Here is a 14,202-nt window from a genome sequence, read left to right as displayed (position 1 = left end):
AAACTGAGGAGTGAAAAGGAAATCAGGATACGACTAAACCTCTGAATTTACAGTGGAATAACACGAATAGATAAGAATTCAGTCAGGACACACCTCACAGGGCCAGAGTGATCAAGAATTAATCATGCGTTTGCCCTGGGGGCTCCCCCTTATTATGATGCGTATTGGCATTCACATCGGTACAGTCACCGTGGGAGCATTTGGAAGTGCCGAGCGAACCGATTACACAGTGATAGGACCTGCTGTTAACCTTGCCTCGCGCATTGAATCCATCGCCGAGCCCGGCACGATTTATATCTCGACCGCGATTCGGGAGCATTTACCGGAAGACAGCTGGGAACCGGTCGGAACCTTCAAGTTGAAAGGCATTCCTGTCGAAGTCCTGCTCTGCAAAATCCGCAAGCCTTCAGCACTCCGCTCGGCCTCGTAGTTGAAGCGCCGCAACTCATCGAAGGACATTGTCATTTTCGTTCGACCCAGGGAACTCATGAAGGATCAGGTCGCAGACGGCGGGGAAATGATTCCAGGGATTCACCGCGCAACGTGAAACCTTCGTGGGCTTTCGCCCGCTTCCTGCCCCGGCTGCTCGTCTTCGAAGCCGCTTTTTCCCTCTTCTGGCCCGAGCATTCGGTAATAGAGCCTATGGGCACCAGGATCGTCCCGAACAAAGACGCTTTCCGGTGAAAGCTCCACCAGTTGAAAATGTTTTCTCATAGCCTTGTCGATCGACTTATAGACCCTTTCCTGAAGAATCAGGACTGAGCCTGCAGGCTTGTCCTTGAATATCAGCTTGCGCATCGCCTCATAGCGCGTGGCCAGGACGATACCAGGGCCATAGAGGTCATACTCTTTGGTTCCGGTCTCGGGAAAGAACCCTGCGATGTTTCCCAGGGCGATGCCAACTCCGCAGCAGATGGGCTCGTCCGGCTGCAGGATTTTCGCCTCATGATCGAGGATCTCGATAAAGCGCAGGGCCAGCTCCACGGCGTCGTTGGCTATGTTCCCGGTTCGGCTTTTGAAGGGGTAGCCTACCGAGCATAGGAAGCCGTCACCCATTTCTTTCACCCGATAGGCTCTTGCCTGCAGCCGCTTGCCATCGTAGCCTTCCATCATCGCCTCGTTGCAAGCTCGAAAGAGATTCCGAAAAAATTCCTTGGCCAGCGCATGGTCGATCTTGGAGCTTTCGATGATATCCAGAGCCAGAACACAGCCCTCGCCCTGGCCCGTTGCCATCGTCTCCTCGAGTTCGGCGCCTGATTTGATCAGCTCGATCTGATGAGGATAGACCATCTTTTCGAGCTGCTTGAAAGCGTGCTGCCTCGAGTTGGACTCGAGCAGGATATTCCTGTTTTTCTCTCTCAGGGTGATGGCGAACTTGTCGCCGATGGCCGCGCTCAGAAGTCCTGCCTCGAGCAGGATCCCGATAGTCAGCAAGTCGAGCGCAAACATCATGTGGCTGGAATTAGTGAGATACGAGATGGCCATGAATACCATACTGGATCCGAGGGGCATGAAGGAAACCAGGAAGAATATCGCCGGCCTGAATCTCTGCATCGCCAATTTTATGCTGAGTATCACGATCAATAGGATGATGGGAAGTCCGGTGATGATACCGACGAGGTAGTTGACGTAGAAAAGCGAGAGAACAGCATTCATGAAGACAATGAGAACTACGACCTTGCAGGCACTGTAATGAACTGGGGACAGTTTACGCCTCGCGTCGAAGAATCTGAGAACGAACAAGCCCATGGCACTCATGGAAAGATAGAGGCTGCATAGTCCGGGGGTAATGAGCAAAGCCTCGGTCAGGTCGCCAAACATCAAGCCGCCGATGCCCTGAGCCCAGAGGTTATAGTAGATCATACCGAACAGATACACCGAATAGAGGCCGTTCTCCTTGTTTCCGGTCGTAATAAACGATGCAATGTTATGAATAAGGACCATGAGCAGACCCGACAGCAAACAGACCATTTTCAGGTTGCCTTCCGCCGATCTCTTCATGAAGTTGTCTTCAGTGTGAAGATTCACGCTGACGGACAGGATTTGAGTCTGCACTTTTATCAGAAGAAGGTTAAGTCCGGGATTCAGCACGACCTGCTCGTAAGGGAAACGATGGAGAAGCCGCTTGCCGCGGTTGAGCCTCTTGGTGCCGTTGCGCGGGAAATGCGTCTCGCCCTTGTCAGAAATGTGAATCAGCTCGAAAAGATGCGAGGCATAACCATGTTCGAGAATCATGTTATGCGGTTGCTCACCATCCAGCCGCAGAAGCACAGCCTTCCAAAGAGCCGAATCCACGGCAGGCTGATTCACCAGGTATGGAAAGTCCACTCGAAACGCACCCGCTTCGAGCTTTTCCCGGATCGTCCGCCATGGCACTTCTGGATCCTCTTGCTGGTACAAGACCGTGCCAGGAGCGAGGTCCACAAAATCCTGATCAGGATCGACCAAGTGAATCGGAATGAGACCCGAAAGCTTGGTGAGGTCGATGCCGTTGAAGTCAGCATGAGGATGCGAGGCCTCTTCCGCGATAACGGGCGAGCCAGCAATGGCTTCCCGTGCGAAGGTCAGTGTCCAGATCAGGCAGAGCATCATGAGCCGCTTCAATACACTTACTCCCTAAGATCACGCTTTATTCGTAAAGCCCGGAAATCCTGCAATTCAAGCGACCTTGTCAAACGACAGGCTGCCGTCAAAAGCCTCCGGCATGCCGTCCTGGATCCAGCGCTGACAGGCTTTGATATAGTGAGCGACCAGAAGGTCCTGCGGATTTTCCGCCAGAATCATCTCGAAGTGAGACAGAGCCTCTTTCAAGCGTCCAGCTGCAAAACATTCAAGGCCGTCTTCCAGCCGGGAACGGGTGGCCACACGCAGCGCCAGCTGCTCGGCATCCCAGATATCCAAAAGCTCAACGAGATCGGTCCGTGTACTCTTGCCAGCCAGATGGAAACTTCCAATGCGGCGTAAAGCGAACCCGGCATCGAGCGAAGGCAGCGATTGCTGGCTGAGCCCGCAACGTATGCCGAGCGTCTTGGTCAGGCCCTCGATGCGATTTGCCATATTCACAGCATCGCTGATCACGGTCACGTCAAACCTCTCGGGCTCGCCGACTGTTCCCAGGACCGTCGTGCCCCTGTGGATCCCGATGCCAATATTCAAAAGAAAGTTCGAGTTGTTTTGCTGAGCGTTATAGGCATCCACCTCACGATGGATGGTGATGGCAGCCTGGATCGCATCCTCGGGCTTTTGTGGGAACAGAGCGAGCACCGCATCACCGATGAACTTATCAATGAAGCCATGATGAGCGCGCACATGCGGGCTCATGCGGGCCAGGCAATCGCTGATATAGCGGAAGGTCTGGTCCGCCGTCAGCTTCTCTGCAATCGTCGTAAAATTGCGGATGTCGGCAAAGAAGATGGTCAGATCATGCTTCGAGAAGTCACCGAGTTTCACGTCCGTAATCTTCTCATGCCCCAAAAGACTGATGAAATCCTTCGGCACGAATCGCCGCAGGGCATTATTCGTTTGCCGCACGATCAGGTGGTTCTGCAGACGCGCGAGCAACTCTTTCTTGGCAAAGGGCTTGGTCAGATAATCGTTGGCTCCGGCATCGAAGCCGGTCACGAGATCATCGAGCTGACTTTTGGCCGTCAGGAGAATGATCGGCAGTTCGGCCTGGCCGAAGCTCTGGCGAACGGTACGGGTCACTTCATAACCGGTCTTATACGGCATCATCACGTCGCAGAGGATCAAATCAAACGGTCCATCCTCTTCCACCAGGCGACAGGCTTCGTTGCCATCATGAGCAAAGACGAGCTCATACTTATCGGGACTGAGTTGCGCACGAATGACTTCAAGGTTGACCTCATCGTCATCGGCCACGAGGATGTGCTTGCGTTCATGGGGATGCGGCAGCTGGCTCAGCGCTTTCTCCACCTTGGGTACGATGGACGGAGCCATGAGCGCGGACGGAACGGGCATGGCCCCTGGCTCAGCAGGCATGAGGTCATCATGTGAGACAGGTAACGTAAAGGAGAAGGTTGAACCCTTGCCAACCTCGCTCTCGACCGCGATGGTCCCGTGATGGAGCTCGACCAGCTTTTTACTGATCGTCAAGCCAAGACCTGTGCCGCCGTATTTTCGAGCTGTCGAGCCTTCAGCTTGAACATAGGACTTGAAAATGTCGCTATGCTTTTCCTTGGGAATCCCGATGCCCGTGTCGCGGATCGCAATCCGAACGAGTCCGCCTTCGACCTGAGCCGTGACCGTGATGCTGCCCTGCTCGGTGAATTTGATGGCATTGCCTAGAAGATTGAAGAGGATCTGCTGCACGCGGTTTTCATCAGCCTGCACCAGCGGCAGATGATCCGGAATTTGAACCGATAGGGTTAAGGAACGCTTCACCAGGGTCGGCTGCAGGAGTTCCACCACGAAGCTCACCACGCTTTCGATCTGAAGGGGCTTATTTTGAAGCTCCAGATCATCATGTTGGAGTTTGGAAAAATCAAGGATATCGTTCACCAGGGCCATCAGCCGCCGGCTCGAAGCCACGACAAGGCCGAGCTTGCGCTTTTTTTCCTCAGCATCCTGACTGCCATCGTCATCGAGCAGCGCCTCAGCGAGCCCAAGGATACCGTGAAGAGGCGTTTTCAATTCGTGCGAGGTATTGGCCAGGAATTCATCTTTGAGCTGATCCATGCGCCGGAGTTCGCTGTTGGCCAAACCGATGGCTGCGGCCTGCTGATTGGTTTGCTTGCGAAGCTGGTTGATCACGTCAGCCATCGCCAGGGACATGAGAAGACCCTCGGCCCAGGATCCGATCTGCTGACCGTAAAGCGTAATGAAGTTCAGCGGCAGAACACCCACTGTTCGCAAAAAAACCACAAAGGAGCCAAAGGCGAGAGCGCTCCAGCTTGCCAGGTAAAGGAGAGCCGTGCGTCGCTGGGTCTTGAGGCAGACGATACCGCACAGCAGCTCAAGGACAAACCAGATGGGAAAGAAAACGCCTATGGTGATCCGAATGCTGGTTCCGTAGCTCATAAAGATCGAACATACCGCGATCGCGAGTCCGGAGATGGCAAAAATCAAGGAAAAGCGCCATACCCTCGGAGCCGCAGCCCTGACGTCCAGGAACATCAAGGCGAAAATCAAAGCAAATTCCCCGAACACAAGCACCGACATGGGGATGATCTTGGCGCCAATGAAATCAGGCAGGAAGCGATCGAGATAAATGAAGCCATAACCCATCAGAAAGGTCTGAAAGACAATCCAGGAGGCCATGTAAGCGACGTAACCGAGATACTTGACCCAGCGCAGACTGAGGCCGACGATCAGGTTATAGAGGACAAGCGCGATCAAGCCACCGATATAGATGCCTTGGATCATGGTTATTTCGCGATGGTAGACGCTCTGAGCTTCCGGGGTTCGCAGTTTGGCCGTGAGTTGCACGGAACCTTGCGACTGAGCGCGAATCCAGAGTGTGTGGTAGCGGCTGGTCTGATGGCTATTGACTGGCGGGAATATGTATTCATCCGAGGTCGCCGCCAGCTTTTTGCGTCGTGCGCTGTCCTTGCGCCCACCCTGAACGATCTCGGTGAATTCGCCGTTCGCACAATTCCAGTCGATCGCTCCGCGGGTATCGGGTTGGACCTGGCAGCTGAGAAAACGGACGTCGTCCGTCTGATTGTAATCCATCTCGATGACCATCGGGCCTGGTACGGTTCGCGCGTCGTGAACGCGGAGTCTCAGCCATACCGGACTTTTGCTCAATCCCCAGTTGAGGGAATGGTTTTGACTGGACTGAAATTTTTCCGACACAGCGGGGGAGCGGATGCTGGCAAAATCCAATTCGCTGGCCTGATCATCCTGATACTCGAGATAACCCTTCAGATCGATTTCCTGCATCCCGTCCCGCAACACAAGCCCAGAAGCCTCCTCCGCGGTCGCGCCGCCTGCGAGCCACCCGAAGCATGTGATAACGATCATAAGGACACGTGACAGCAAAGGAACTCCTGTTCTGAGATGAGACCTGCCTGGCTGTGAGAGGTTTTTCGACTGATTTCGAAAAGAATCAAGCCAGACCATGGAATAATTCCGACTTGCTAGCTATTTTTCAGTGGTTTTGTTAGGTTAATGCTTCATGGAAAAGCTTACAATTTGGCAAGGCCGACCACGACGGATAATATGTATTTCCCCATGAGGCCCCTATTTTCTCAGCAAAAGAGCAAATTTGCCCTCAACTCCCTGACCTTGTTGCCGATGAGCCTCTTGCGACCCTCCACGCAAGAGGTAAACCAGTGCTCCGAAGAATCCTGAAATGGTGGCTCGCCCATTTGCTTCTGGCAACACCATGCGCCTTTGCCGAACAGCACCCGGCTCCGCTGGAGTTTGCTGGCTCTTGGGAAATGAGCAGCACCGAGCCTGGCCATGTTCCTTTGCATGAGATTGGACCCGGTGATATCTCGGCCTGGCAGCCGCTCACCAGGTCCAAGGTTCCCGATGGAATCAATCAAACCATTTGGCTCAGAAACCGTCTTCCCCAGGTCATTCCCAGCGGCTACGGTCTTCATATCGCCAATGGACTCGAAGATGTCGCCATCTATATCGGTTCGGAAAAAATCTATCAGTACGGCAGCTTTGAAAAGAAATGGAATGAAGTCTCATCTCAAAGGTGGCACCTGCTACCCTTGAAGCCCGAGTGGGCTGGCGCCACCATTCATCTTCGTTACCACTACTCACTGTCTTTCCTACTCAAAACTCTTTTGCCTGATCTGCGTTTCACTGCAAGCGTTTACGATGAACAAATCAAAAGCCACTTGCTTTTGATCATCATGGCCGGCGCCTCTTTCCTCATGGCTCTTGTCGCCTTCATTTTAGCCGCTGTCCGGCGAAAAATTGATGTTTTCGTCTATTTCGGCTTCTTTTCACTTGCCGTTACAATGTGGAGTATATTTAATCAGGATGCCGCCTTTAAACAGTACCTTGGTGTCGATCCAAGACATTGGGCAGGTATCGATGTGTTCTTTCTTTATCTCGGCGTGGCTGCTTTATATACCTTTCTTTATGATATCAGCCGTCTCAAACGTATCGTGGGCCGCATCGCCATGCTGGGTCCATGGTGCATCTTCGGCAGCTCTGTTCTCGTTTCCATTTCAGAACTCTTACACCCCTGGTATCTCATCCCAGCCCTCCACGTCACTGCGTTATTTGCCATCCTGATTTTTACGCCTCGTGTGATCTACCTGGGATTTCGGGAAGCTGGCGAGGCACGAACGTTCGGTCTTGGTTGCTTCGTGGCCACCGTTGCCGGTCTGCATGATATGCTGCGCTACATCGATGGCTTTCCTCACTTTGATTGGCCCATGATACCCTTTGGCCAGATGGCTCTTTTCGGAGCGATGGGTTTGATCCTGGCCAAACGCTTTTCTGAAGAACGGATGGAAGCCATCCGCATTCGCGAGAAAATGATCGAAGAAATCGAGGCCCAGGTCGAGGAAAAAACACGTGATATCCGATCCATCATGAGATATATCCCCCTGGGAATCTTTACCATCACGAGGGATCGCTTCAAAATTCACAAGGATTATTCTCAGCATTTGCAGGAGATCTTTGAGACGCATGATCTGTTGGATAAAAATGGCTGTGACCTGATCTTTGCTCGTAGCAACCTCAGCTCTGACGAAAAGAGCCAGGCGACGAGCACTTTGGAAGTTGCTCTGGGTGAAGAAGCATTCATATTGGAAGCCAACAGCCACTGCCTTCCCAGCGAGATAAGGCACCGGCGCTACGACAGCACGGAAAAAATACTGCAGCTGACGTGGAACCCTATTCTTGACAGCATGAGCAAGGTCGAGAAGATTCTGGTCACTGTCCGGGATGTCACGGAATTAAGGGCCTTCGAAGAAGAAGCCAATGATAAAAGAGAGGAACTGAACTTTATCGGCGAATTGATCAATGTGCCTGCCGATGCATTCCGTCGTTTTATTCAGAACTGTCATGAATTTATCGATGAAAATCGCAAGCTTCTCAAATCAACAAGCATTGCCTCCACCGATTTGGAAGTCCTGAAGGTCCTTTTCATCAATATGCACACCTTGAAAGGTGCCGCCCGATCCTATTATTTTAAGAAAATGACGCAGATTTTCCATGATGTCGAACAGTATTATGCAATCCTCCAGAGGGATCGTCTGGCTGTGTGGGATCTCCGTAAGATGCACACGGATCTGGACGAGGTTGAAGAGATCGTTTCGATTTATGAGTCGATCAATAGGGATAAGCTGGGACGTGTTTCCAAAGATGAGAAAATCATTGAGATGCCAGAGGACCAGGTTGTTAGAATTTACCGCCACCTGCAGGCGCTCGAGCATTCCAAGCTGCGGGATCTTGACGATCATGCGGCTCTCCAGACGAGAGAAATCCGGTCGACGTTGTTTCCCTTGATATTCACGTCGGCGCAGCTGGTTTTGGAGGATGTCTGCCGATGTGTAGACAGTCTAGCCAGGGATCTGGAAAAATTGCCTCCCATCGTCACGATCGATAGCGGGAATTTCTGTTTGGACAGCCGCGGAGAGAACTTGCTTCGCAAGATTTTTGTGCACATCCTGCGCAATTCCATGGACCATGGCATCGAGAAGCCCGAGACGCGCCGTAAGGCTGGAAAAGCTGATCGAGGGCATATCAAAATTTCCATCAAAGATTGTGAGGGTGGAGCTGTGTTGAGTTATTTCGACGACGGCCGAGGCCTCGATATCAAAAAAATTCGTGAGACGGCGATTCTAAGGCGGATCACTTCGGACAGGAAGCAGCTGTCCGAGCAGGAATGCGCAGCCTTGATTTTCCATGCTGGCCTTTCCACTGCGGGTCAGATTAATGATATATCGGGTCGAGGCGTTGGAATGGATGCTGTGCGCAGATTCTTAAGCCAGGAAGGCGGCAGCATTGCCATTCACCTGCTTCATGAAGGTGACGGCAAGGACTTTTGCCAATTCTATTTCGATATCTATCTGCCGCTCCATCTGTTCGCTTCGCAGAAAAAGCCAGCGTTTGACGCAGTGGCTTGATCTCCCTTGCCGACTTCTTCGCCTGGCGCAGAGGACTATGTGCGTCGCAAAGTTTCACCCAAACTGTCCCTGAATGATGGCAGAAGGATTGCATCGCATTTCCTTCATCATGAGGGCACCTGGGCCTACAGCTCAACTTACGCCAAAACAACCTAGCTACCCCGTGGTTATCCATCGCCTGAAGATTACGGAGAAGCCTATGAAAAAAGTGTTTTTGCTTTTTTGTCTGGTTGGGTGTGCGTCGTCGTCCAAACCTGAAACCATCCATCTCGCTGAGTACAAGCCTGGAACGGCTGTAACAAGACCAACTGTTTTTATGTTTTCCACCGATGAGTGTGCGCCCTGCCAGGCGGCCAAGCCAATCGTGGAAAAGGAAGCCCGTATGCGTGGTGATCAGATCGTGATCGTTGCCGCTGATAACGATCGCTTGATGAAGAGAATGGGTTACAGCTCACTTCCTGTGTTTCGCTTTGTTAAGCCTGGTTCCCCCGACCTGGTCGTGAAAGGCTGGGATAAAAAGCGCTTTGTCAAAGCCTACGACCTCTTTGATGATCGCTACCAGAAACGGTGATTGAAACCGCAACCATCCCTGTGATGAGCGGGGATCATGCACTCGGAAATGTTGGAAAATTACATATGTCCCGCCAAGATCATCTGACTACACCATAATTTTGTAACAAAACCACATTGACGGTCGGCTGCTGGCTCGCTATAGCCATCGGGACTTCGCATGAAATTACGATCTTTCTGAGGAAACATCCGTCATGAACATGAAAAAATCCTGCCTGTCCTCTGGTTACGTCCTCATGTGCCTTGGATCTGGAATGACAGCGATAGCGTCGGAATCCGACCGGATTGCCCCCACCACGCTGCGCTTTCTTCCGAACGCGGTCGCGAGCGCTGATGGAGTGGTTCTATCGGGCGAGACCTTGATCCTGGACTATGACCCCATTCGCCTGTCTCAGTGTCGAGGCAAAAATAGCCGTGGTGTTGAGGAATGGACCATCCAGGCCTTTCTCTCGATCGATGGCAAAGCGCCTGTGGCTCTGGATATGATCGAAGGGCAAGGCACCTTGTTTCCTTCTGCTGCGGCGCGCCAGGTGACGATTCCAGATGGCCAGCGTCTGGATATTTGGTTCAAGGCCTCAGATGTGACGGGTTGCGTGCAGTGGGATTCCAATCATAGTCAGAATTATACTTTTCCGATTTATCGACTGGATCACGTTCCTGTCCTCAGCTTTCACGACAACTGGACCACGGAGCAGCAGGGTGAACTGCGGGCTGGTTATCCGGTCCGCTTGCATTTCGACCTGGCGCGAACTCCCCAGTGCCGGACAGGCGGTTACCATGGTTCGGCATCGTGGGATGTGAGCGCACAGATTCGAGTCGATAACACGCCGTGGCCAGCACCAAAGTTTACCTATGCTGCAAGCTGGAGCATGCGAGGTCAGCAGGATGTTGTTGTGCTCCTGCCCCAGGGCCAAGAGCTGACGCTTTGGTTTGAAAATAGCGGCTATGAATACTATGCTGGCCAATCGTGTGTAGCTTATGATTCGAATTACGGCAGGAATTATCGCTTCAAACTCAACTGATGCGTGGCATCATGGCGGTTGATGGACATTCAAATGCCTGAGATGGATGTCCATGAAGCGACCCGGACTTTACGTGGAGCCGGGTTCCAAAAGCCCATCCGCCCTAACCGTCCATGCCATGGCTGAAGAACGAGCCGGGACACGAGCCGCGGGGTGCAATGGGCACGTGACGAAACCCCTGAATCAAGCGGAGCTGCTGGAGATAATCCGGCAGCATGTGCTGAGATGGCTGGTTCAGGGATTTTCTGGACACATGGTTTCTGAGTTGCCATTTTCTTCACAGATCACACTCGCCTCGACGGAGCGACGATCTTTGGACACGCCGATGATATCTTTCGCGAAGAGCGAACCATCGGCCTGCTCAATCTTAATTTTCTTATAGCGGATGTTACGCCAGCTGACAAAACCCCAATCGGCCTTGCAGTCGGTGGTCGAAGTATTTTCCAGATCTTTGGACTCGACTTCAGAAACGGTGGCTTCGGGCACAACGATGGTCTTGCTGGCCAGGGTTCCGTCTTTCTTCACCACGCGCTTGGTCACTTTTGTTTCATTGACGTTATGGCCCTGCGCGACTTGAACGGTGGCTTCACCGTTGCTGCAGTATTCCTGAAACCATGATGCTTCCGCAGTGGCGCCCATGAACAAAAATCCTAGGAATAATGCTTTCATATTTTTCTCCGGTGCTTATGCAGTTAAGAGCAATGACAGGCGAGGTTATAACACCAGGATGAAGCTTTGGACAGCTTGAAAACCTTGAACGTCGCTTGGGACGGGGCCAAAAAGGTGTTGCGGTGGTTCACGGCGAGCTGCTTTTGCGCTCACCGTGCCACTGCATGTTTGAGTCAGATGCTGGTTATTATTTCCAGCGTTGGTTGGCTCCACCCCAACAATCCCAAAGACCGGCCTGGGCACCATTGTTGTTATTGAAGCTCAGGATTTCCAAACACTTGTTGTTCATCTTGTTTCTGAGCTGCTGTCCATCCCATTGCCATTGTTGATTCGCGCCGCCCCAGCACTCCCACATTCCAACATGCGAGCCGTTTTCGTTATGGAAGCCAAGCACTTCCAGGCATTTGTTATTCATGGTATTGCGAATCTGACTGCCATCCCAATACCATTTCTGGTTGGCTCCGCCCCAACAGTCCCAGGTTCCAACCTTCGAACCGTTTTCGTCGTGGAAGCCTAGAATCTCAACGCACTTGTTGTTGAACTCGCTTCGAATCTCGAAGACGTCAGCAGCTTTTGCTTGGGTGGAGGTGACGGACGACAAGGCGAGGAGGAAGGAAGGAACAGCGAGTGTTTGCAACCAATGTTTCATGTAAATCTCCATTGCAGTGTGTGATCAAGCAGACAGTGGTCCGCTCGAAATCAAAACCTTTGATGACACGGACGTAAGGAGTTTGTGCTTGCTGCAAACTTATAAAATATAAGAGTGGAACGTGCGTTGGTCAGAGTGTCTACATAATGATAACCAAAGGCGCCCAATTTTTGAGGTCGATATCTCTCTGGTAACGTGGGCCTTGTGTGTTTTAAATTGGGCTTTAACCCGATAGAATCACCAGAAAGCCAGAGTTCATTAAGAAAAGGAACAAAAGTTCCGATACTTTTGAAGAGAATACCCACAATTGGAGCCGACACATGTTTCTTACGTGGAATCTTACCGCGCTTTCGCTCGTGCTCGGATTGTGGTCCTGCAATGCCAACCCTTCGCTCCGAGGCGATCCCAATACGTCCGAAGGTCAGCCTCCGGCTGTGATTGACAGCCGCAGCGTGGTCCCGTTATCCAGGGAAACGGAAACATCCACAGAACCATCAGAAGCTGCCGAAATCGAGGAGACCAGCATTGCTCTGGAACCAACGCCTATCGGCGGCGCCTTTCTCACCTGCCGCTACCCGGATAATCAACTGCAGGGTGCTGCATCCTATCAGATGGACTGTGTGTTGACTCCGCCTGCACCCATTACTGTCATGACGGTGACAGCCTCCTTTCGAAAGATCGATACGCAAGGACAGAGCTATAATTTGGACCTCGTGCAGGAGAATATAGCCGACCTGAGCTGGGTTGTGTCCGAGACTCCCACGTCCCTGTTTTATAGAACGGTCGAAGCCAGCATCAGTGTCAATGGCAGTCCTGCGATGGTGTTTAAAACGGAGATTGCTGCGACCATGAGTTTGCAGCGCGTGGCAAGTTACTGGTTGGGCGGCGAGCCCAATAACGTCGGTGGAGATGAGGACTGCGTAGCCTATGAAAACCTTGCGGGTAAGAACATTCACGCAAACGCTACGGGTCTAACCACAGGCCCTTTGGGACGATCCAATGATTCAAACTGCGCTTTGACGCGCAATTTCCTCTGCAAAATCATCGCGGATAAAACAAGGCCAAAGTGGGCTGTTAGCACCGTCACGGGACCCTTCAGCGCTGCCGCAACAGCCTGTCCAGAGGGCTATCGCTTTGCACTTCCCATGAGTGACGTGGAAAGTCAGGAAGTGAACGCGCTTATCGACCAAAGATCGGAGGTGGTGAAGATGTGGGTGCCTCTGACTGACCGCGACAAAGAAGGGGAATTCCGCATCGGTTTTTGATGATGCCAGACTCGCCCTGCGTGATTTTGCAGAGCGAGTTCACGAAGCCATACTGCGCAGAATTCAAAGCGGCAGGCTTGACCAATAACCGGCTCGCTCACTGGTCAAGGCATCGAAGTCAGCATGAGAACCTTTCAAGAGCCACCCATCATCCGGCAGCCTATCTGCGCACATCACCATGGAATGCGCGCCCTCAGCAAGGCCGTGAATATCCATCAATGCGGAGTATTCTTTACTCGTCAAGCGAAGTTCGAAGTCGAATTTACGCTCCATGGGCTTTTCCTGGATATAAAGGTTATGAGGCTTCCGGCTTCAATTGCCAGGGCTGCATGGATTCGATTTCGGCAATGGATTGTGCCTTTGGCAGCCTTGTAAAAATTTCCTTGAAATAGAGGAAAGGATTGATGCCTGCGGATCTGGCAATAACAATCAAACTGTAGAGAGCAGCGCTTGATTCAGCGCCTTTTACAGTGTCGGCAAACATCCGGCTCTGTTGCACCTGGGCAAGTCCGTGGTATTGTCGGGAAAACCTAGAGAGGCCGGTTCATGCTTTTTGACACCAAAGGACATCGAGCGCCAGATCATCATGCTCAACGTCCGTTGGTATCTTTCCTATAAGCCTCGTGCTGCCCCGATTTGGAGAGCAGTCAAAAACTTTGTGGTCAGCGTCTTTTGATCATTGAAGGTGCGAATCTCTTCCATTCCCAACAGGAGCCGTGACATGCTGTCTCCAGGGGCCTTACTGCCGGTCTCCCTGCCAACGGCCAACACGCATAGTCTCGGAAACCTTGGTTTCGCTATCGATCGCAACTTTGCCATTTATGAGTTTGTAGTAGCCCCAATAACCTTCGAATTTTTCAATCTTTTCATTGAAGGTAAAGTCAAACCAACCCTTATCGTTTCGGGCCGACCAGGTTCCTGCTGCATGAAAATCTGACCATCTACTAACGATCAGCTCACCTACGTCTCCA

12 protein-coding genes are annotated in these 14,202 nt (G+C 52.1%); 5 read left to right on the top strand and 7 right to left on the bottom strand.

Annotated elements, in window-relative coordinates; all coding sequences use genetic code 11:
* Positions 1-124 precede the first annotated feature (124 nt).
* On the top strand, positions 125-430 hold the full coding sequence (locus VE954_RS38890; RefSeq protein WP_324963353.1) for an adenylate/guanylate cyclase domain-containing protein: 306 nt from the start codon (positions 125-127) through the stop codon (positions 428-430).
* A 101-nt stretch (positions 431-531) separates the two neighbouring features.
* Here the strand turns inward: VE954_RS38890 and VE954_RS38885 are convergent, their stop codons facing one another.
* Positions 532-2,604 (bottom strand): 7TM diverse intracellular signaling domain-containing protein, encoded by a 2,073-nt coding sequence (locus VE954_RS38885; protein WP_324963351.1) that lies wholly within the window; start codon positions 2,602-2,604, stop codon positions 532-534.
* 54 nt (positions 2,605-2,658) lie between these two features.
* Entirely contained in the window at positions 2,659-6,000 is a 3,342-nt protein-coding gene (locus VE954_RS38880) for an ATP-binding protein (protein WP_324963349.1), read from the bottom strand.
* Positions 6,001-6,293: 293 nt separating this feature from the next.
* Between VE954_RS38880 and VE954_RS38875 the strand changes: the two genes are divergently transcribed.
* From VE954_RS38875 to VE954_RS38865, 3 genes are all read left to right on the top strand, one after another.
* Positions 6,294-9,056, top strand: coding sequence for a 7TM diverse intracellular signaling domain-containing protein (locus VE954_RS38875; protein ID WP_324963347.1), 2,763 nt, complete (start codon positions 6,294-6,296; stop codon positions 9,054-9,056).
* Between the two features lie 199 nt (positions 9,057-9,255).
* Positions 9,256-9,627 (top strand): thioredoxin family protein, encoded by a 372-nt coding sequence (locus VE954_RS38870; protein WP_324963345.1) that lies wholly within the window; start codon positions 9,256-9,258, stop codon positions 9,625-9,627.
* 193 nt (positions 9,628-9,820) lie between these two features.
* Positions 9,821-10,648 (top strand): DUF6209 family protein, encoded by an 828-nt coding sequence (locus VE954_RS38865; RefSeq protein ID WP_324963343.1) that lies wholly within the window; start codon positions 9,821-9,823, stop codon positions 10,646-10,648.
* Between the two features lie 234 nt (positions 10,649-10,882).
* Here the strand turns inward: VE954_RS38865 and VE954_RS38860 are convergent, their stop codons facing one another.
* Together VE954_RS38860 and VE954_RS38855 are read right to left on the bottom strand one after the other, a co-directional pair.
* Complete coding sequence (locus VE954_RS38860; RefSeq protein WP_324963341.1) at positions 10,883-11,317, bottom strand: hypothetical protein; 435 nt, start codon at positions 11,315-11,317, stop codon at positions 10,883-10,885.
* A 187-nt stretch (positions 11,318-11,504) separates the two neighbouring features.
* A complete protein-coding gene (locus VE954_RS38855) occupies positions 11,505-11,966 on the bottom strand; it encodes an RICIN domain-containing protein (RefSeq protein WP_324963339.1) in 462 nt (153 codons plus the stop codon).
* Between the two features lie 320 nt (positions 11,967-12,286).
* On the opposite strand from VE954_RS38855, the gene VE954_RS38850 reads away from it, so the two are divergent.
* A complete protein-coding gene (locus tag VE954_RS38850; protein ID WP_324963337.1) occupies positions 12,287-13,231 on the top strand; it encodes a hypothetical protein in 945 nt (314 codons plus the stop codon).
* 63 nt (positions 13,232-13,294) lie between these two features.
* Here the strand turns inward: VE954_RS38850 and VE954_RS38845 are convergent, their stop codons facing one another.
* The 3 genes from VE954_RS38845 to VE954_RS38835 all read right to left on the bottom strand — a co-directional run.
* A complete protein-coding gene (locus VE954_RS38845) occupies positions 13,295-13,504 on the bottom strand; it encodes a hypothetical protein (RefSeq protein ID WP_324963335.1) in 210 nt (69 codons plus the stop codon).
* Between the two features lie 22 nt (positions 13,505-13,526).
* Positions 13,527-13,730 (bottom strand): transposase domain-containing protein, encoded by a 204-nt coding sequence (locus VE954_RS38840; protein ID WP_324963333.1) that lies wholly within the window; start codon positions 13,728-13,730, stop codon positions 13,527-13,529.
* Positions 13,731-13,970: 240 nt separating this feature from the next.
* Positions 13,971-14,202: hypothetical protein (locus VE954_RS38835; RefSeq protein WP_324963331.1), on the bottom strand; the 232-nt coding region annotated here is incomplete at its 5' end.

Source organism: Oligoflexus sp., assembly GCF_035638955.1.
Lineage (GTDB): Bacteria > Bdellovibrionota_B > Oligoflexia > Oligoflexales > Oligoflexaceae > Oligoflexus.
Note: the sequence above shows the minus strand (reverse complement) of the source record. Positions and strands in the feature narration are given on the sequence as shown.

Coding starts and splice junctions, on each gene's coding strand:
- VE954_RS38890 (WP_324963353.1), top strand. CDS start 125: ATGCGTTTGCCCTGGGGGCTCCCCCTTATTATGATGCGTATTGGCATT.
- VE954_RS38870 (WP_324963345.1), top strand. CDS start 9,256: ATGAAAAAAGTGTTTTTGCTTTTTTGTCTGGTTGGGTGTGCGTCGTCG.
- VE954_RS38865 (WP_324963343.1), top strand. CDS start 9,821: ATGAACATGAAAAAATCCTGCCTGTCCTCTGGTTACGTCCTCATGTGC.
- VE954_RS38860 (WP_324963341.1), bottom strand. CDS start 11,317: ATGAAAGCATTATTCCTAGGATTTTTGTTCATGGGCGCCACTGCGGAA.
- VE954_RS38855 (WP_324963339.1), bottom strand. CDS start 11,966: ATGAAACATTGGTTGCAAACACTCGCTGTTCCTTCCTTCCTCCTCGCC.
- VE954_RS38850 (WP_324963337.1), top strand. CDS start 12,287: ATGTTTCTTACGTGGAATCTTACCGCGCTTTCGCTCGTGCTCGGATTG.
- VE954_RS38845 (WP_324963335.1), bottom strand. CDS start 13,504: ATGGAGCGTAAATTCGACTTCGAACTTCGCTTGACGAGTAAAGAATAC.